Origin of the sequence: Paenibacillus peoriae KCTC 3763, assembly GCF_000236805.1 — a bacterium.
GTDB lineage: Bacteria > Bacillota > Bacilli > Paenibacillales > Paenibacillaceae > Paenibacillus > Paenibacillus peoriae.
The window spans coordinates 296808-316546 of the sequence record NZ_AGFX01000041.1; the positions used below are offsets into that span (position 1 = coordinate 296808).

Annotated in this window: 18 protein-coding genes; 7 read left to right on the forward strand and 11 right to left on the reverse strand. The window is 45.5% G+C overall.

What is annotated here, in order from left to right; translation table 11 throughout:
* Nucleotides 1–10: 10 nt before the first annotated feature.
* The 4 genes from KQI_RS0122535 to KQI_RS0122560 form a co-directional block, all read right to left on the reverse strand.
* The gene (locus tag KQI_RS0122535) at nucleotides 11–580 is read right to left on the reverse strand and encodes a hypothetical protein (RefSeq protein WP_010349148.1); all 570 of its coding nucleotides are present in this window, start codon (nucleotides 578–580) and stop codon (nucleotides 11–13) included.
* Nucleotides 581–995: 415 nt separating this feature from the next.
* Entirely contained in the window at nucleotides 996–2369 is a 1374-nt protein-coding gene (locus tag KQI_RS0122540; protein ID WP_010349149.1) for a helix-turn-helix domain-containing protein, read from the reverse strand.
* 635 nt (nucleotides 2370–3004) lie between these two features.
* Nucleotides 3005–5053, reverse strand: coding sequence for an iron ABC transporter permease (locus tag KQI_RS0122555; protein WP_010349151.1), 2049 nt, complete (start codon nucleotides 5051–5053; stop codon nucleotides 3005–3007).
* A complete protein-coding gene (locus KQI_RS0122560; protein ID WP_010349152.1) occupies nucleotides 5050–6045 on the reverse strand; it encodes an ABC transporter substrate-binding protein in 996 nt (331 codons plus the stop codon). Before KQI_RS0122560 ends, KQI_RS0122555 begins: the two co-directional genes overlap by 4 nt.
* Before the next feature lie 229 nt (nucleotides 6046–6274).
* Here KQI_RS0122560 and infC point away from each other — a divergent pair, with 229 nt between their 5' ends.
* Both infC and KQI_RS0122575 read left to right on the forward strand, forming a co-directional pair.
* Nucleotides 6275–6793: a translation initiation factor IF-3 gene (gene infC, locus KQI_RS0122565; RefSeq protein ID WP_010349153.1), complete on the forward strand. Its 519-nt coding sequence runs from the start codon at nucleotides 6275–6277 to the stop codon at nucleotides 6791–6793.
* A gap of 379 nt (nucleotides 6794–7172) precedes the next feature.
* A complete protein-coding gene (locus KQI_RS0122575) occupies nucleotides 7173–7718 on the forward strand; it encodes a hypothetical protein (protein WP_010349155.1) in 546 nt (181 codons plus the stop codon).
* A gap of 108 nt (nucleotides 7719–7826) precedes the next feature.
* On the opposite strand, the gene KQI_RS0122580 is transcribed toward KQI_RS0122575, so the two are convergent.
* Nucleotides 7827–8210 carry a DUF423 domain-containing protein gene (locus tag KQI_RS0122580; protein WP_010349156.1) on the reverse strand — a complete coding sequence of 128 codons (384 nt, stop codon included), beginning with the start codon at nucleotides 8208–8210 and terminating at the stop codon, nucleotides 7827–7829.
* 217 nt (nucleotides 8211–8427) lie between these two features.
* Here KQI_RS0122580 and KQI_RS0122585 point away from each other — a divergent pair, with 217 nt between their 5' ends.
* From KQI_RS0122585 to KQI_RS0122595, 3 genes are all read left to right on the forward strand, one after another.
* Nucleotides 8428–8901 carry a hypothetical protein gene (locus KQI_RS0122585; protein WP_010349157.1) on the forward strand — a complete coding sequence of 158 codons (474 nt, stop codon included), beginning with the start codon at nucleotides 8428–8430 and terminating at the stop codon, nucleotides 8899–8901.
* Nucleotides 8902–8934: 33 nt separating this feature from the next.
* The gene (locus KQI_RS0122590) at nucleotides 8935–9786 is read left to right on the forward strand and encodes a DegV family protein (protein ID WP_010349158.1); all 852 of its coding nucleotides are present in this window, start codon (nucleotides 8935–8937) and stop codon (nucleotides 9784–9786) included.
* A 394-nt stretch (nucleotides 9787–10180) separates the two neighbouring features.
* Entirely contained in the window at nucleotides 10181–11806 is a 1626-nt protein-coding gene (locus KQI_RS0122595; RefSeq protein WP_010349159.1) for an S-layer homology domain-containing protein, read from the forward strand.
* Nucleotides 11807–11876: 70 nt separating this feature from the next.
* On the opposite strand, the gene KQI_RS0122600 is transcribed toward KQI_RS0122595, so the two are convergent.
* Entirely contained in the window at nucleotides 11877–13466 is a 1590-nt protein-coding gene (locus KQI_RS0122600; protein ID WP_010349161.1) for an amidohydrolase, read from the reverse strand.
* 45 nt (nucleotides 13467–13511) lie between these two features.
* Nucleotides 13512–14210, reverse strand: a complete 699-nt coding sequence (locus KQI_RS0122605) for a 4'-phosphopantetheinyl transferase family protein (RefSeq protein ID WP_010349162.1) — start codon at nucleotides 14208–14210, stop codon at nucleotides 13512–13514.
* A 223-nt stretch (nucleotides 14211–14433) separates the two neighbouring features.
* Between KQI_RS0122605 and KQI_RS0122610 the strand changes: the two genes are divergently transcribed.
* Nucleotides 14434–15900, forward strand: a complete 1467-nt coding sequence (locus tag KQI_RS0122610) for an RICIN domain-containing protein (RefSeq protein WP_010349163.1) — start codon at nucleotides 14434–14436, stop codon at nucleotides 15898–15900.
* 120 nt (nucleotides 15901–16020) lie between these two features.
* Here the strand turns inward: KQI_RS0122610 and KQI_RS0122615 are convergent, their stop codons facing one another.
* Nucleotides 16021–16536 (reverse strand): acyl-CoA thioesterase, encoded by a 516-nt coding sequence (locus KQI_RS0122615; RefSeq protein ID WP_010349165.1) that lies wholly within the window; start codon nucleotides 16534–16536, stop codon nucleotides 16021–16023.
* 102 nt (nucleotides 16537–16638) lie between these two features.
* The gene (locus tag KQI_RS0122620; RefSeq protein ID WP_007429618.1) at nucleotides 16639–17187 is read right to left on the reverse strand and encodes a helix-turn-helix domain-containing protein; all 549 of its coding nucleotides are present in this window, start codon (nucleotides 17185–17187) and stop codon (nucleotides 16639–16641) included.
* A 185-nt stretch (nucleotides 17188–17372) separates the two neighbouring features.
* On the opposite strand from KQI_RS0122620, the gene KQI_RS0122625 reads away from it, so the two are divergent.
* The gene (locus KQI_RS0122625) at nucleotides 17373–18230 is read left to right on the forward strand and encodes a helix-turn-helix domain-containing protein (protein WP_010349167.1); all 858 of its coding nucleotides are present in this window, start codon (nucleotides 17373–17375) and stop codon (nucleotides 18228–18230) included.
* A 66-nt stretch (nucleotides 18231–18296) separates the two neighbouring features.
* On the opposite strand, the gene KQI_RS27480 is transcribed toward KQI_RS0122625, so the two are convergent.
* Both KQI_RS27480 and KQI_RS0122635 read right to left on the reverse strand, forming a co-directional pair.
* On the reverse strand, nucleotides 18297–18956 hold the full coding sequence (locus tag KQI_RS27480; RefSeq protein WP_010349168.1) for a glutathione S-transferase family protein: 660 nt from the start codon (nucleotides 18954–18956) through the stop codon (nucleotides 18297–18299).
* Nucleotides 18957–19265: 309 nt separating this feature from the next.
* Nucleotides 19266–19697 (reverse strand): Lrp/AsnC family transcriptional regulator, encoded by a 432-nt coding sequence (locus tag KQI_RS0122635; protein ID WP_010349169.1) that lies wholly within the window; start codon nucleotides 19695–19697, stop codon nucleotides 19266–19268.
* Between the last annotated feature and the right edge of the window lie 42 nt (nucleotides 19698–19739).

Sequence of the window (19739 nt, forward strand, 5' to 3'; positions counted from 1 at the left end):
ATTATGCTAATTAGTTTCCCCACTTAGCAATTAAGGATTGCTTGTCATATGCCTGAACACCGATAGACTGAATACCTTGTTTCATGACAGAGCTACTAGAGGTTGATGGATGTGCTTGAGATAACGTATGGCCAACCTCATGAGTTGCGTTGGAGGTTTTTTGCACGGAGTTCATACCGTAAGCCTGCATCTGATTGTGATAAATCACCACCGTGGCATATGCCCATTTATCGCTTACACCCGCTACACCACCAGATGTTTTATACGGAGTTGTCAATCCCAATAAACCGGAAGTGGCTGTAGAACCGACATAATATCTGTCTGGGTTCCCACTCGTCGATGTCGTTTTACCAATGTTTACTGATCCAGACGCAGCGTTCCAATCAGAACGGGCGATGTCATAGGCACCGGTATAGCCATTTTTAGAAACCGAGGAATCATAATATGCACTAAAATTGGCTGAGCTTCTCCCTCCAGTAAAGCTAGTTGCAAAAGAAGTGGAACTAATAGAAATCACGGCAAAAGATAATATTCCGACCATGGAAAAAATTTTTTTCTTGGAAGCCAATAGTTTTTTCAAGATTAGCACCCCTTTTAGGAAATTTGGAAATCTTATAATCACTCCTGATGAAATAGACTTCTCGCTGGAATATCATTCCTATACCAATATACCGATTATTTTTCTTTTTCTCTACATTAAAAACAATATATTCCATAATGTGACATGAATTTGGTTCTTTACTCCTAAACTTACTCTATGTATCCGCAGCAGCCTTATGGTGCATGTACAATAAAACAGGCGATATAAAAAAGAGGACCAGACGGATCATACCATCTTGCCCTTTCACTAATTATATCATCTTATCTCTAAACGAAATGATTACATCTCGCCATGGTGAGTAGTATAATGGCTGGACCCTTGATTATAAAAATATAAAGGCGTAGTCACTATCGCTGCTACCATAAAGCTGCTTGCTAAAAAGGTTAAAAATATTTTACGTTTCATCCTTATCCACCTCGTGCATTAAATTTCTGTACGCTGTCTTCGTCTCAGGTGGTGCATACTCCTGATAAAACTCATACAGCCTCATACATTTAATTATATACGATTTATTATTGGTGGATGCAGATTTTTCCAAACAGTTTAATAAAAATTGAAAGCCATCAGAATATCTTCCTTTGGTCAAATAGTAAACTGCTAATTCCTTTGAAAAATGCATGAAGCGTTCTGTTATAAAGCGTTGAGTATAAAAGCTCTCAACCTTCTGTTCCTCCAGATAGAATGAAATATTCGCCTCGAATTGCTTTAAAATATCATCCACATCAAAATGGTATCGGTTAGCCGCCTTAAGGATATTATCAAGCGCAGGAAGAACCTCGTCTTTTCTTGAAGAGATATAAGCTACGTAATCGGGAAGAACACTCTTATCGCCAGAAAGAAGCTTATTTACGTACGTGTTTACTACCGCCCAGTCTTCATATTTGTTTTTCCATTCCAAAGTTTCTTCATCTGTATCCGTAACCCAACTTAAATTAGTATACTTTCTAATATGCTGAAGTGCCTTCTCATAATCTTTTCTCTCATCACAGGCTTGTGCTCGAAGTAAATGCGAGAATGCCCAATACGCAAACAAGGGAAAGTTGGGTTTCTTCGAATTCTCTTTTTTCCCATGATGCCGTTGTTGCTTCAGTTTATATTGAATTTTGGCCTTATCTCCCAGAGCTTTAGCGAATAATTCTACTTTGTCCCATTTTCGTAACGAACGATATGTATTCGCCAAATCCTTTAACGCCTCTAGCTGATCTATCTCATCTAACCGTTCAACATATATTTCAAATTGAACTGCCGCTTCATAGTTCTTCTCCTGATTGTCTCCTTGCCTCGTTTGGAACAGGCGGTACTGACACATCGCCAATCGTTCTGAGTATTGCTTCTTCTCACTTACAGCCACATTTTCATAAAGTATAGCCGCCGCCTGGTACATCTTCTCATGAAATAGTTCTTCCGCAAGCTCAAATAAGGATTCTGAATAACCCAGTTTATCCATCAATAGATTTACAACTTGGTGAATAGAGTCCAATTTATTTAATTTTGCACAATTATGTAAGAAAGGACTCATTCGACGCCAATTCGGGTTAGCCTCTGCTAAATATTCAGACACATAACGTTCGTAGTAATAGCCGACAGGACGCCCCATCGCTTTCGTAATTCGATCCAGCTGATCCACTGAAAGAGTACGATTCCCATTAATAACACTACTCATGGTTCCCGGATTCATTCCTGCTTCTCTCGCTAGGTCGCTTAGAATTAAATCATGATCTTTCATATGCTTCGTTATCTCTGTGAGTATCGTGGTTGTATTGGACAAATTTAACCACCCCTTATCAGGAACTTGTTAGGATAATCAACATTTAAAGCGGACTATATTGCAATCTGATGATTGTATAGCCTTTCCGCAATCCATTGTACCATCTTCTGGAACATTATCATATACCTTTCAGATACTTACTTAAGCTCCCTTTTGGTAAGGTTTACATAGAAATTTGCACGTGTCACTAATTGCCTACTATCTCCCCTCTTTTTAAATACTCCTCAACAAGCTGGAACATTTCTGTGATTTTTCTAGACACTTCTGGGACATCATCAACTGGCAGACCAATCTCGCTTATGCGAAACAGGGAGTTCAGGCTTGCTCTGAAACCATTCAAATATTCATCCGATTCCTCCAATAATTGATGCATTCTTAAAATGATGACTGCATCCTTCGAGCTCACCGAAGACGCTTAATCAAGGAAATTACTCCCCAGATGAACAACGTCAAGATCACGCCAACGATTACAATTGTAATCAAAATTGAAGTCCAATTTAAATGCATCCAGTATCCCCCCTCTTCCTTACCTCTCTAGTTTAACGCACGTTTACTTCAACTGCACTCAATTCATAAAAAGGCTGCTCCCTCTCGGAAAACCCGCTTGGGAACAGCCTTATCAAGTACAGCTTCCACTACACTGATTTGATTTTATTGGAGCGATACATCAAGTACAGGAAATATGGAGCGCCAATCAGGGCGATCAGCAGCCCGGAAGGAATCTCCGTCGGTGCAAGCACCGTCCGTCCAATCGTGTCAGCCAGCACCAGCATTACCGCTCCCAAGATGCTTGACAGAATAATGGATCGGCGTACATGGTGCCCGATCAGCGTGCGCACGATATGCGGAGCAATCAATCCAATGAAGCCAATCGTACCCACGCAGGCTACCGCTCCGCCCGCTAGCAGTACGCCCACTGCCATCGCCAGCAAACGGGTGCGACGCACGGGAAGCCCCAGCCCCATGGCGCTGCTGTCGTCAAATACCAAAAGATCGAAGCGACGAGCCAGCCACCAGGCTACTGGCAGCAGCACGAGTAGAAAGGCCAAAATCGTCATCACCTGTCCCCAGCTTCGAGCGTAGGTACTGCCCGTCAGCCAGATATAACCCGTGCTGCCCCACAGGGAGCCCTGGATGATCAACACCTGAATTCCGGCTGCTCCTATCGCCGATACGGCAATACCGAGTAGTATCACAACAGACGGGTTCAGATGCTTATTCCATGACAGAAAGAAAATCACCGCCGCCGAGACCATCGCTCCGGCGATTGCCGCGACTGGCAGCATATATACAGGCAGACCGGGCCAGACGATAATCACTGCAAGCGCGCCGAATCCGGCTCCTGAAGAGACCCCGATGATCGAGGCATCGGCTAACGGATTGCGAACAGCCAGTTGAATCAAAACGCCGCTGGCCGCAATCGCGATGCCTGCCCCAGCCACCACCAACGTACGTGGAATCCGGAACTGCAGCAAAGCCGAATTCGCGCTCTCCCCGCCGAACAAACCAGACAGCAGATCGCCTACCGGAATACGCATGCCCCCAAACATCAGGCTGAATACGGTCAACAGCACAGCTCCGCACCCGAATAGCGTGGCCAGCCTGTCGAACGGCAATTTTCGTGAACGGACACCTATGTTCATTGAAGACTGTCCGCCACTGCCGGAAGGCAGCTTCATCTTCCAGAGAATCAGCCAAATTAACCACGGGGCCCCAATCAATGCCATGACCGCTCCAGTTGGCAGATTCATGCTTGATTGGTGAACCATTTTTGCCAGCACGTCAGCGCCCGTTAGCAGTAGCGCTCCCCATAGGAAAGAGCCAGGCAGTACCCAGCGGTGCATTTTCAGGCCGCTTAAGCGTACCAAATGCGGAGCAACCAGTCCCACAAACCCGATAGGCCCGATGACGCTCACCGTAACCGTCGACAGCAGGACCGCCAATACAATACCTACAGCCCGCGTCAAGCCAACCCTTTGCCCCAGGGACGTGGAAGTGGACTCATCCAGATCGAGCACATCGAACTGCCTCGACAGCAGAACTGCAATAATTGAAAGCCCTACAACCCAGGGCCAGGCGTAAATCGTACCGCTCCAGTCGTTTTGCACCAGCGAGCCGGAACCCCAGAGAAACAGCCCCTGTGTTTCAAAGGAATAAAAGATATGCAGTGCTCCGGTAAACGAACCGAGGACCATAGATACAATCAAGCCGGCAAGCGCCAATCGAATCGGACTTCCCTTTCGCCCGCCGCCCATGAAATAAGCGAGCACTGCCGCCAGCAGACCGCCTATGGCAGCGAACAGAAACGGCGCTTGATGCAGTAAGCCAGGGAACATCACCGCACCAAGCACAACTACAAAGTAGGCTCCAGCGTTAATTCCGAGTGTATCAGAAGCTGCCAGCGGATTTTTGGTAATCGCCTGCAGCAATGCACCAGCAATCGCCAGTGCACCGCCAGCCAGGATTCCAATGACCGTGCGTGGCATTCGCAAATCCCAAATCATATTGTGGTCCAGTGTATTCTGTCGCTGGACCAGCGCCTCAATGACTGTACGCAATGGTATGGATGACTCTCCATAGCACAAGCTTACAAAAAAAAGCACAGCAAGGACGGCCAAACCGCCCCCAAAGATGCTCCCTACACGCCAAACCTTCGACAACCCTGCTGTACCTGTCTGGGTCATTTCGTCAGTACCCCGACCACCTGGTCAACCAGCACTTTGGATGAGATTGGGCCACCGAACGTCCATGTCGTCCCGTCCAACGGATAGGTTCGTTTGCCTTTGACAAAGTTCAGTCCGTTCCAGACCGAATTGTTCTTCATCGCGGCTCCGAATACGTCGTCCGTCTTTTGCGTAATGTAGATGAAATTGCTGTCCTGTACAGCAGGCAGAGCTTCGATGCCAACGGTGCTAAATCCGTATTTCTCCGTCTTGTCCGACTTCCAATCGTTCACCATGCCGATTTTCGACAGTGTTTCCACTACAACCGAGTTGTCCTTGAACATCCGTAGACTTGCGGCATTTTGAGCCGTAAAGGCCTGTGTCAGCGCGTAGTGGAAGTTCGTTTTTCCTACTTTTTCCAATACAGCCTTTACCTCTACATAATGCTGGTCAAGTTCACTTAGAACTTTATCAGCCTGCTCGGTTTTTCCGGTAGCCACAGCGATCTGCTTGAAAATTTCGACCATACGGTCATAATCATAGCCGTTCCCTTTATAAGGATCGTATTCTATCGTCGGTGCGATCCCTTTAAGCTGTGCATAGATGGCCGCATTATTATCTGCGTTAGAGATAATAAGATCCGGCTTGAGCGCCGCAATTGCTTCCAGATTCGGTTCGCCCCGTGTGCCTATATCCGTAACAGAATCAGCAAGCTTCGCCTCTGGCGTCACCCACAGCTTGTAGTCTGCACTGTCCGCATTGCCGACGGGCTGCACCCCAAGTGCAATCAGGTCTTCGGTAAACGTCCATTCGAGTACAACGACACGTTCTGCCGGCTTGTCCAGCTTGACTTCCCCGTGATCATCCTGCACCGTCACTGGTCCAGCCGCTGGAGACGTCTGTTTAGGTCCCGGACTGTCTCCCGCCTTCGAGCTATCCCCTATCTGACCACAGCCAGCCAGCATAATAGTAAAGACCATAAATAACAGTAGGCCATTCCACTTCTTCTTCATTCCTCTTATTCACCCCTGTATGTATACGTCGCCTTAGACAATGATTATCATTATCAGTAAAAGGGTATAGGGGTTAGCGATTTTTGTCAATAAGGATTCTATTGAAATAGCATAAGCAGTATATTTTTGCAAAAGTGCGGCTACTCTTTAGTCAGAAATCCAAATTGAATCGCAAACGGGTTCCGTTTATGATAGCTTTATCATTGTTTTTAAGGGAGGCTGCATTAACGTGGCAGTATTAATCAACGAGCAAATTAAGGCGGACGAAGTAATGCTCACCGGACTCGGAGGGGAACAGCTCGGTATGGTCTCCAAGGCAGAAGCCTTGGCTATGGCCCGATCCAAAGGAGCAGACCTGGTCTGTACCTCATTGATGAGCAGCCCACCGCCCTGTGCCCTGGTTCCGAAGGGCAAGGGGAAAGCGCTCGCGCAAAAAGAGTCCGCAGCACGCAAAACGAATGTTGGACAAGCTGTTGGAAAGAGCGGTAAAGAAAAAATCAAGGAGCTGCGCTTCACTGCTCATATTGAGGAGCATGATTACGATACGAAGCTGCGTCAGGCGGACAAATATCTGCGCTCCGGCAAGCCGGTGCAGTTGGTTGTCAAATCATCCGGCGCGAAGGAAGCTCCTGTCGCCAAAGCGGTGCTGGAGCGACTGCTGGTCGACCTAAAGGAAGCCGGAGTGAAGGACACTGGAATCCAGACGAGCGGCAAAGGCTCACAGGTGAAATTAAACCCACGCTTCTGAGAGGTTACATGAGGTATGCTCTGTACGACCCTAAAGACTTTTTTTCTATATTAAAGGAAGCAGCCGAATCACCAACAAAGACAATGCAGGCTCAGACTCCTTTTATTGAGGGGTCTTTTCCTATTTTGCTAACTGTAAAATATTTAAAATTTAAACCACTTGATTTCGCCCTCCGCCTCATTTATTCTCGATATATAATTACAGTGGGCTTTATAATTCGGACATATCCAACAAATTTTTATGCATAGGTCTTTATGCAGAGTTAATTTTTGTTAATATCCAATATCAGGGCCTAAGGTACTATGATAGATTACATTTTAATGATATATTGATAAATAATATAAAAGACTATATACCCAGGGCTTGGGCTGGAGGATGTATGAAAAAGGAATCAAATCAAGACGAAACCAGTTATTTATTTAATGTTGATGTATTAGTTAAAGGCCGTTCGAACGTAGAGGCCCTTCAGTTCTTGCTTAATCTCTTGAGCCAACATGATCAAATTGCCGATAGCCGGATTCAATCTGGCATCGAACTTGGTAATTTAATCGAAGCTGCTTTGTATCTAAAAAAACAGTCTGCTAACGACTCATCGGACCCCGCCACTAAGCTTGCGGAAAAGTTTTCCAAAAAGAAGTCTGCCGCTGTTATGACTAAGCCAGCTGCCGTTCAAGAGATCAAACAATCCCGCACACAGCCGAAGCCTGCAACACAACAAGAACTTAACACATATGAATGGATTCAGCGCTATATACAAGATAATACACTTGTGCGTTTAATCGTGAATCGCTATGGCGGACAGCGCAGCATTCCCTGCCGCATTCTCAACCTGGATCATGGCAACAACTTGCTGAGTGTGTATCATGTGGATGAGAAGCAAGTGTACTCCTTTAAAATGAATGAAATTGATGAAATCACAACGTAAACACAATAACTTTCAACACGAACTAAAGCATGAAAAAAAGAGAACCGATAGGAAATGCGATACACCTTTCCTATTGATTCTCTTTTTTCGTATTCCCAAATCGAGTCACTAATCCTCTTTCTTCAGCCCCATTGCAGGCCAGGCCAGGCATGCCCAGCCTGCAATAAAACAAACGCCCCCCAATGGAGTAATAGCACCCAGGACACGGATTCCGGTCAAACTTAGCACATATAGGCTGCCGGAAAATAAAATAATACCCGTGAACAGCAGACGCGCTGCCCACCTTAAACGGTTCGAAGCCCCCCATTGTCCGGCAGCCAATGCAATGATCAGCAAACCGACAGCATGAATCATATGATATTTTACACCTGTTTCATACACAGCCAATGCATCCGCGTCAATTTGCGCTTTCACAATATGTGCTCCAAACGCTCCAATGGCTACTGCCAACAGCATCATTATAGATCCCATAATTATCCATCTACGTTGCATATTTATGTACTCCTTTCTTCTCATTCATTAATCCTAACGTTCTTCCTATTTTATCGAATAGGTATGAAGTTTACCAGCTAGCCCGTATGGTTGGATCCCTACAGAATTTGGTGTTTAAACCTTGCCTTTTGGAGGGTAATGTGTAAGGCGGCTTGCTTTTTTGCTTATTTTGTGGAAAATTAGTACCTGTTCAGACTATGTTCAAGGAGTTGAAAAAATGAAAACCCAAGATCCTAATTTGCAAAATCCTGCTGCGTCTGAGGAGCACCCTGTTTTTTCAGAAGCTCCTGTGTACCAGCCTCCGATCAAACTCAAGCACTCCGGTCCCGGGATTGCTTCTTTTATTATGTCGCTCGTCAGTCTGATCGGATATATTATTATGGCTATTATGGTCATTAATCTGCTTGCTCATTTCAGCCAGTACCAAACGATGAATCCGGAAGTCGTTCTGCAACAAACCGGAACCGTGCTGCTTCCTTTTATTTTTCTAGGCAGTCTGTTGCTGAATTGTAGCGGACTTGTGGTCGGTATTATTGGAATCGCGTTGAAAAACCGTAAGAAGGCCTTTGCTATCACAGGATTGATCATTAATGCACTCATTATTGTGGGCTTTATTGCACTTCTTGCCATCGGCCTTGCTATTCCGAATAGCACTGCAGATATTTATCCTTCCACCGTGCAATCTTTATAATTTTCCCGCATCACACAGAGAGGATTCTTATGTATGAACAAAATTAAAATTTTTGCGGACAGTACCAGTGATATTCCTGCCGACTGGCGCCAACAATACGAGATTAGCATTGTACCATTGTATACCGTGTTTGGTGATGAAGCATTACAGGACGGGGTGAACATTCACCCGGAACAATTATTTCAGCGTGTAAGCCGCGAGGGACAATTGCCGCGCACCGCTGCACCTTCTCCAGCTGATTTTATTCAAGCCTTTTCTCCCTACATAGAACAAGGGGACGACATTTTATATATCAGTCTGTCTTCTGAGCTGTCTTCGACGTACCAAAATGCACTGCTCGCTGCCTCTGAATTCCCGGAAGGTCGCATCACGGTTTTTGATTCTCTGAATTTATCATGTGGCTTTGGCCTGCTTGTGATGAAAGCTGCACGCGCGGCAGCAAATGGCAGTACGATGGATCAGATTGTAGAGATGCTGACAAAAACCCGGCCGTTGGTGGATACGGAATTTGTCATTGATACACTTGAATACCTGTACAAAGGCGGCAGATGCTCAGGAATGCAAAACCTGATCGGCAGTCTGCTCAAAATTCGTCCGGTCATTAAAGTCATTGACGGAAAAATGACGCCTGCATACAAAGTCCGTGGCAAACGTGAAAAAGCACTGGAGCAGATGCTGCAAAATGCCCTGAACCAGCGGGATCAAATGGATAATGACATGATCATTGTCGTACATGCTTTGGCTGAGCAAGATGCGCTCATGCTGCAAGCTCGTTTGAAAGAAGAAACGAAGGCACAAGAGGTGCTGCTGGCTACAGCTGGATGCGTCATATCGAGTCATTGCGGACCTCAGACCATCGGTATTATGTATGCCAAAAAAGCATAGTTTCAAATCCAAAGGGTGTCCCAAAAGCCATGAAATGGCTGCTGGGACACCCTCGTTGTTTTTCGAGTAAGATGTACGTAAACACGAATATGGACGCTCCGCGAACGGACCGTTGTTCCAATCGCTGTTGTCTCCAGATTTATTAATTTTACCTTAGCGGTGAAAATCCGGAGACAAAGGCGACCGCTGCCGCTTTTCCACAATCGTTCCGTCCTCTCCGCTGCTTTGAGCAGAAAAAGTTTCTACAGTCCTCTTAAAATCACAAAAGAAATCGCCTTTTTGGTGTTTTTCCAGCAATTTAGCAATGAATAACTTTACTATTTTTGATAGTATTATTCGTCGAGTGACGATATATGCATCTACAATCTATCATAAAAAAAGAAGGTTATTCGGTATGAGTTCCAAGCGATCACATTGGTTAACCCGGCTCACCCTGGCAGCAACTACAGCCATAACGATATTCACCACATCTACTTCATATTTAGCTGCCCCGGCAGCAGCATCCGGCATAGCGTTTCAGGATATTTCACACAGCTACGCCTATCAATCTATCATTTCCCTGCATGCTAAAGGGATTTTGACAGGTACACAACCAGGCTACTTCTCCCCCAAAAAAGCAGTTACGAGAGCCGAATGGGTTACCGCACTGGATCGCACGCTTGGTCTGCAGTCTGTAAAAGCGACCGTTGCTTCCTATCGGGATGTATCCAAACAAGCGTGGTATTACGGCTGGATCGAAGCTGCTTCCCAGCTTGATATCGTTCAGGGAGGAACGACCGCTACATTCCAGCCCAACCATTCTGTAACCCGACAAGAAGCAGCCTTGATGATCGCACGTCTTATCCGCTCTTCGGGGGGATCAGGAGAAGCCACTTCCTCTTTCACAGATGCTGATGAGATTGCAGATTGGGCGCTTGAAGCTGTAACCACCGTGAATCGCTACGGCTTTATGAAAGGTGAAAATAAATATTTTCACCCCACATCTTCCCTCACCCGGGAAGAAACAGCGGCCATACTGGAGCGTCTGCTGACATATTCCACGCAGCATGCTCGGTCAACCGCTTCCTCCGCCACTTCTATCCGACTAGGGTGGCAATATGATCAAACCGTTCAGCAGTTTGAAAACACTGTGCTGCAGTCCAACATCAATACGCTGTCACCACGCTGGTTTTTTCTGAACGAAACAGGTACGCTCAGTGATTATACGGATTCGTCACTGCTCACCTGGTCCAAACAGCATCATAAAAAAATCTGGGCTATGGTCGGCAATCGTTCCAATCTGACGATGACCCATCAAATTTTGTCCAGTGAGGCTTTACGGAGTAAAACCATAAACCAGCTTGCCCATGTCGTGTCCGCACATGGTTTGGACGGGCTTGTCATTGATTTTGAAAATGTGGATGGTCAGGATCGAGCCAATCTCACATTGTTCATCCAGCAATTAAAAGCCAGGCTGAAAAGCCTGAATGCTCTACTGGCAATTTGCGTATCGCCTGATTACGGCACGGACTGGACAGCCGCCTTTGATTATAAGCAGCTTGGTGCTGCGGCAGACTATATGATCCTCATGGGATATGACGAGCATTGGGGAGGCAGCTCGATTCCCGGCTCCGTATCCTCATTGCCATGGCTCCGTGAAAGCGTGAGACGCTTTGAGCAAACGACCGATCCTGGCAAGGCAATATTGGCACTACCTTTATTTACAAGAAATTGGACGCTCAATGCGAGCGGTCAATCGGTTGCTTCCACTGATATTTCACTAAATGAGCAAAATCAACTAGTGTCCCATGCCGCTTCCAAACCGGTGTGGAATAAGGATGTTCAGCAGTATACGGTGTCTTACAAAGACACGCAGCGGCATAAGCTATGGCTGGAGGAAGGACGATCCTTTACCCTTAAGTATCGATTGGGACAGGATGAAGGATTTGCAGGCTTCGCCTACTGGTATCCGGGCGGGGCAAGCTCTGATCTGTGGTCCAGTATAAAAAATACAGACCGATTCCTGCAGCGTGGCTTGTAAAAGCGAAAAACCTTCAACCTCACGTGAAAAGTGAAGTTGAAGGTTTTTGGTATACATCCATATTGCCAGCTTACGACTGGTACGCGATTTTCCCGTTCACAACCGTCATTCGTACCTTAACGTCAAGCAAAGCTTGCGGGCTTTCCGCTACATCCCGGTCAATGACCGTAAAGTCAGCGGCTTTGCCTTCAGCAATCCATCCCCTTTCATCCTTCTCCCCGGCTGCCACTGCGCTTCCCGTAGTAAACAAATGAATGGCTTCATGAATATCCAACTTTTCGGCAGGAAGATAACCCGCATGCGTTTCTTCCGGCTTGGTACGAGTTACAGCTGCATGCATCCCGAGAAAAGGGTTCAGCGGCTCAATCGGCGCATCACTGCCGCCAGCACACGGAATCCCTGCATCCAGCAGCTTTTTCCAGGCATATAAATAATCTGTCCGTTCTTTCCCAACCCGATCCAGTACCCATGGGAAGTCACTTGCGACAAAACGCGGCTGGATGTCCGCAATCAGCGGCAGCTTCGCCATTCTCTTGACCAACTCAGCTGTAAGCACCTGTCCGTGGATCAGGCGATCCGGCAAACCGCTTTCCTCCATAAGCGCATGAGTCTCCAGCGCTGTCAAAATCATGTGCGCCGCCCCATCGCCTATGGCATGCACAGCCACCGGAAAGCCTGCTACTCTGGCTGCCGCCACCATCTGATTCAACTCAGGCTGCGGTTGAATCGCCATTCCGCGGGTATGCGGAGCATCACTATATGGCTCGGACAATAATGCAGTTCTTCCGCCAATGGCGCCATCGGCAAACATTTTTATGGCACCGATCTTATACCACTCATTGCCGGCACCTGCACGCAGCCCTTGTCCGTGCGCTTCTTCCAAAAATGGATGATAGATCAACTGGTGTGTACGAAAAGCAAGGCCTTCTTCCCTCAGTTCCCTGTAAATCCGCTGCATCGTCTCCACGCTGCCCAAAAAACGTAAATCCTCCGTGTGCGCAGCGGTCAGGCCGAGACGTAGCGCATCGAGGCATGCCCGTCGAATTGTATCCTTTTTAACCGCATAATCTGGCTCTGGCTGTACACCTGTAAAGGCGAAGGATGCCTCCTCATAAATCAATCCGTTCAGCCGTCCCTCAGCGTCTCGCCCGTAGGCTCCCGAGGCTGGATCAGGGGTGCTGTCGCTAATACCCGCACGTCGAAATGCCTCTGAATTGGCCAAGAACGCATGGAAGCATGTACGGGTCAAATAGACCGGATGCTGATCCGTAATGGCATCCAGCTCGGCTATACCCGGAATTTCAACAGGAATAAATGCATTTTCGTTCCAGTTGAGCCCTAAAATCCACTCTCCCGGCGGTGTTACAGCGACCCGCTTGCGCAGCATGTCCAGCATCTCTTGCTTGGAGGTAGCTGATGTCAGATCCAGCATCGCCAGCTTCATACCATGCATGGACAAATGCATATGTGAATCGGTTAAGCCTGGCAGCACATAGGCGTTTTCCCAATCCACAGTTTTATACTCCTTGCCGGACAGCTGCAATTCAAGCTCCCGTGCATATCCGATGGCCTGTATGCGACCATGCTGTACCACGATTGAATCTCCTTTGGAAGCCCAATCCCCATACAACCGGCCATGCTTGAACAAAACGAACGTCAACGCTGCTCATCCCCTTTTTAAGCTATAACACTTATTCCCTTCATATTATGCCTGTGTCGCTACTTCCAATTGTAGTGTAGCTATATCTACCTGCTGTATCTGCTGAGCAAAACGGCCATGAGCTGCACAGACAGCCATTCTATACTCTTGATCCAGTGCATACTGTTTAAAATGACAGTACTCGGTGGTGAAGCCATCAGTCGTGAAGCCTATGAACGAATGTGCCCTCAACTCGAATGAAAAAGACTTCAACGGTAGTGTTAATCCCTGTCCCTCGGCCTTCACAAAGCTTTCCTTAAGCGTCCATAGATCATAAAAATAGGATAAGCGACTGTCTGCATCCTGACGCATTAGCGCATCATACTCTGCATCCGAAAAGCATACCCTGCCTACCTCAAAATCAATAGGACGGAGCTGCTCAATGTCGATGCCGAGCGGATGATCATCAAGGGCGCATACCACCCATTTTCCCGAATGAGAAACATTAAAATGGAATGCTGGCGTATTCAACAAGGAAGGCTTACCAAAAGCATTGTATGTAAACTGAAGGCTGGCATTAGGTAGCTTTAATTGCCGACAAGCCAGCCATCTTAACAGCACATCGGCGTATAAGCCCCTCAGAGCGTCTTCCCGACGCAAAAAACGATCCAGCTTCTGCTGCTTTTCCAGTGAAACCCGATTTAACAGTAACTCATAGTGAGCTTCTGCCTCCGGCTTGCTTGTATCAATCGCGTATATTTCCATGGTCGCCTCCTATGCCATAATGGATATCAGCCCGTTCGCAACACTCACCGTTCGATTGAAGTCTGTCAGATATGGATGGCGTGTGCCGTGTACATGGTCAATATACTACTCTAGCACTTTCCATTCAATATGGATACAATTGGGATAAGCAGCTCTTTAAAGCTACTTTATAGAACTCAGTTATGTAAGCGTTTAAAAAACACACATAGAGGAGGACGAAACAATGAAATACGATTTTGTTCGCTTGCTGTGTATTATGCTTACGATTTTGCTGACGTTGAGCATTTTTCAGATGTTTTCACCTAAAATCGCTTCAGCAGCTTCAGCGAATGTGATGAATGGCATTCAGTTTAAAGATACTGCTGGAAACGTCGTTCATGCCCATGGGGGCGGTATGATTAAAGTGGACGGTTACTATTATTGGTTTGGTGAAAACCGCAATCCCAATGGTACGTTCAAAGCGGTATCTGCCTACCGTTCCTCAGATTTGAAAAACTGGGAGTTTCGCAAAAACGTGCTGACCAGCAGCTCGGCAGCTGAACTGAATGTGTCGAATATTGAGCGTCCAAAGGTGATATACAATGAAAAAACACGCAAATACGTATTGTGGATGCACAAGGAAAACGGAGTAAATTACAACGAGGCTCGAGTTGCAGTTGCCACCTCCGATACTGTGGATGGCGATTATACGTATCTAGGCAGCTTCCGTCCTCTGGATCACGACTCCCGCGATATGACGGTATACAATGACAACGGAACGGCTTACCTGATCTCGGCGACGCGTGTGAATGCCGATCTGAACATTTATCGGCTGACACCGGATTTTCTGCAGGTTGAATCGCTCGTGACCACACTGTGGCCGGGGCAATATCGTGAAGCTCCAGCGATGTTCAAAAAAGGAGATGTCTACTTCCTGATTACATCCGGGGCAACCGGCTGGAATCCCAATCAGGCCAAGTATGCTACGGCATCCAGCATTGAAGGAACCTGGAGCAATACGATGAACTTCGGGGATAGTACAACCTATGGTTCACAGTCGGCCTACGTCATTCCAGTTGAAGGTACGCAGACGACCTCGTACCTGTATTTGGGTGACCGTTGGGCGGGGGCATGGAGCGGTCCTGTGCAGGATTCGCAATATGTGTGGCTGCCGCTGCGTTTTCCAACCGCAACTTCATTAGCCATGGACTGGTTTGACAGCATTAATATCGACACCGCCAGTGGTGTAGTAGAGGGTGTAACCACGCCAATGGTCATTGACCCGGACGCCTACTATCAACTGGTAAGCCGCAAGAGCAATAAGCCGCTGGGCATCATTGGCAGTGCAACGACAGACGGCGCGGATGTGGAGCAACGCGCGGACTCGGGAACTGCCAGCCAGCAATGGCAGCTTAAGGATGCAGGCGGCGGATATTATAAAATGGTGAACCGCAACAGCGGCAAGCTGATTGGTGTTGAGAGCGGTGCCACAACGGATGGTGCAGTTATCGAGCAGTGGAGCGACGGAGGCTGGTCCAGCCAGCATTGGCAGCTGATATCCGTAACCGGAGGTTATTACAAGCTGAAAAATCGGGCGACTGGCAAGCTGATCGACATTTCCGAAGGTGCCACCGCCGATGGAGCCAAGGCCATTCAATGGGTCGATAATGGCGGGACGAATCAGCATTTCCGCGTAGTCAAAGCAGAATAGCTCAGGTTAGACACAAAAGGAGCCGTATTCCGAGCAGATCACGGATGATTGCAACGGAAAACCGGCTCCTTTTTTACGTAAAAATGATGAAGAATGATGAAGCTGATGATTTCTAGTACGTTACGCTTCCCACGGATAATCTGTCGTCAGGAAACTCGCCAGCTGCTTGCTTTCTTCCCTGCGCTGACGCCGTATGGCTGCGCGCGATGGAGCCGTCTGGTGCAGTTGCATTTCCTCTTCTGTTTCCGGAATCACCTGCGGCACGGTCACTTTACGGTTGTGCTCGTCCAGTGCCACAAAGGTCAGAAAGGCCGTAGCGGCAATCTTGCGGTCGCCTGTCATTAGCCCTTCGCGGATCACCTTTACGAATACCTCCATCGAGCTGCGGCCTGTCCAGGTAACAAATGCCTCCAGCGTGACGGAATCGCTCGGATGAATAGGCAGTAGAAAATCCACCGAATCCGTAGAAGCCGTAACCGTGTTCGTACGACACAGCTTGGCAGCAGCGATTGATGCGATATCGTCGATATACGACATCAGTCTGCCTCCGAAAAGTGTGTTGTGATTGTTAATATCATTGGGAAATACACGGGACGTCTTGAAGCAGTAGGCTTCTCGGATGTACTTGCTTTCCATGGGTTCTCTTTCCTCACTTTTCCTAGTTGCTATCTTTTAATATCTCAGGATTTTGCAAAATCCTCATACGGAAGCCTGTTTTAGGCTATTCTCATCATCCCACTAATCCGCATAATAAATCAATACATAAAAATCCGCATCCTCATCCGAATCATTGCGGTAGGTATGTATGTCGGACACCTGAAATTGTATGGCATCCCCTGCGCTCAGCTTGAGCTGTTGCCCTTGCATTTCAAAGTACATTTCCCCGCGGATCATGAGAATCGATTCTTCTCCCAGATGCTTCTCTGCCTGGTGCGTAAACCCCGGCTTCAGACTTACCGTGAACACCTCGAACTTCTTTTCCGAATGATACGGGAATACAGGGTACACAAAATAGTTGCCGTCCTCATCAATAACCGGATGCAGGTCTTCCCTGCTAATTTTCGTGATTTGCGGGGGGTCTTCTTTGAGAAAGGTGGAAAAGGATACGTGCAAGCCGTTCGCAATTTTCCAAAGTGTGGTCACTGTAGGATTGGACTTCCCTTTCTCAATCTGAGCCAGCATACCCTTACTGACTCCTGTTAGTTCAGCCACCTTATCCAGACTAAGTCCTCTTGTCTTCCTGATTTGGGCTAAATTAGAGCCGATAATGTATTGCATTGAATCCACAGATCATACCTCCTCGAATCCAAATGTCTATATAAGAAGAATACACAAAAGACTGTCCGCTGTAATTAGTTTTGTCTACACGATTCGTTATCCTATCCAATGTTGGACATATTTAGACTAATCTACTATAATAGTCATTTAGTGCATGCTCATTAATAAATTCCTTAGAGCGCGAGGCTATACAAATGAAGGAAAATATCGAAGTAGTGAAATTCAAAATTACTGAAAATAAAACAAAAGAATTTTCAATCCAAACCCTCGATGAAATAATGACACCTCAAAATATTCCGCTTTCAACTAAACATCATCGTATAACCTTCTATACTTTAATATTTATCACGAACGGAAGTGGGACACACGAAGTTGATTTCAAAGAATACCCTGTCCAAACAGCAGACATTATTTTTTTTGCAAAGGACCGAGTTGAAAGGTTTGTGGATTTTAAACATCTCGAAGGTTTCTACCTCAAATTCACAGAAGAATTTCTCTATAAGACACTTGGCAATTATGCTTTGGAAGTAATAGATCTCTTTAGACAAACCTATATATTTCCCGTTTTGTCATTGATCAATTCGATGGTTTCCTCTCACGTTACCTTACTGAAAGACTCTTTTGACACCTATGGAAATATTGATTTTGATATCATCTCCTCCGCATTCAGAACATTGATCTTAGTAATAAGACAAAATTGTTCAATTATAAATAAAACGATTCAACTTAATAATTCACTTTTTATACAACTTGTTCATCTCGTAGATCATCACTTGCATGAGTATAAAAGCGTTGAAGATTATTCAAAGCTAATGAATGTTTCCAAAAAAACAATAAATCTGTTAACGAAAACTTCCCTCAATCTGTCGGCCAAAAGTTTTATCAATGAACGTATACTTCAAAAGGCAAAAATCTCCCTATGTTTCGAAAATAAAAGTATAGATGAAATTTCATACCAATTAGGTTTCAGTGAACCTTCTAACTTCTCACGCTTTTTTAAGAATCATGAAGGCGTCACGCCAATGGCATTTAGACGTATACACGGAAATTAATTGAGTCATTTCTGAAAAATAGAAAAAAACGAAAGTTATTGATTAGACAACTTTCGTTTTTTTTATTCATCCTTTATAAGAGCCCGCTGGTAACGGCTGAATTGCTTTTTGACTTGCAGGCCGAGCCAAAATCCGTTCATACCATGCTGCTATATATGGGCGACCTGGATTAATAAACCATGGTATTGCCAATTTCATCTCATTCACGAAAGCAAAAAACATCAAGTCTGCCATTGAATAAGAGTCACCCGTGATAAACTCACGCTCATCTGCAAGATCCAGTTCTAGTTGGTTAAGACCTTTTTCGGCCATCGCTCTAAATCCACGTTGTCCCTCCGGTATAAGTATACGATTTCCAGTATAGGAATTCTCTGCATCAGTAGATCCACGCCACCATTCAATGGCCGGCATAAGAATATTCAGATATATACGGCGATACCACATATGGATAATTGCTCGTTCCTTTGGATCCTCATCGCCAAATAAAGATTTTCCTGGTGTAACTTTATCAAGATACTGGCATATTGCTGTAATTTCGGTGATGACAGTACCATCATCCAAAATCAATGCGGGTAATTCTGCTCTTGGGTTGATATCGATATACGGTTTACGTCTGTGTTCGTATTTTTCAATGTCTATAGGTTGAATATTAACTTCACAGCCTCTTTCGACGACAAATAAGCGGGTGGTGTGGGGATTTGGCCCATAAGAATCATATAGTAACATCTTTTTTCCTCCAGTTTAATCTGATTGGCTTGTTTATTAAAATGATTGGCGTGCGCTTTTCATTTGTAGTTTAACTTACGGGGATACACATATTAATATCAAATCGTGCCTAAAAACATTCAAAATGAAACCTCTGCAAATTTTTAAGTGACATGCTTACAAACTTTTTAGTGTGGAAGTAAAAAATCTCTTTAACAGCTCCCTAGTTCATATCGCTTAAAAAACATAAAAACCTTCCATTAGAACTATTAATTCTAGTCCGCTTCTAATGAAAGGTTTTAATCTGAATTAATTAATCTGTCGTAGTCGTCAACACCCAAGCTCATTTTGCTGTTTGTTAATAACAATTGATATTTTATAGTTTGCATATTCGTTTAATGCTACGAGGAATTGATCTAAATATTCGTTAGATGGAAATCTGCACTCAAGAATATAGCACCCTTCACCACTAACTTTAAAATTATTTAATACGTATCTTTCTTGCTTTTTTATAAAGGAGAGAAAAGGTTGGTGATAAAGATTATTTAAACTGATCGTAATAAAAGCGTGAATGTAACACCTTAATTTAGCTTGATTTACCTTAATAGTATACCTCTCAATTACTCCATTATCCTCTAACTTTGCAACTCTCGATGCAACTGCTTGTCCTGTCAGATGAACCCTCTCTCCTAGCTCCTTCATTGTAATGCGACTATTTTTGGATAACTCTTCCAAAATCAGCTTGTCCGTGTGATCGAGCATTTTTTATCAAATCCTTTACAATTAATACTGCGCTACTTGTGT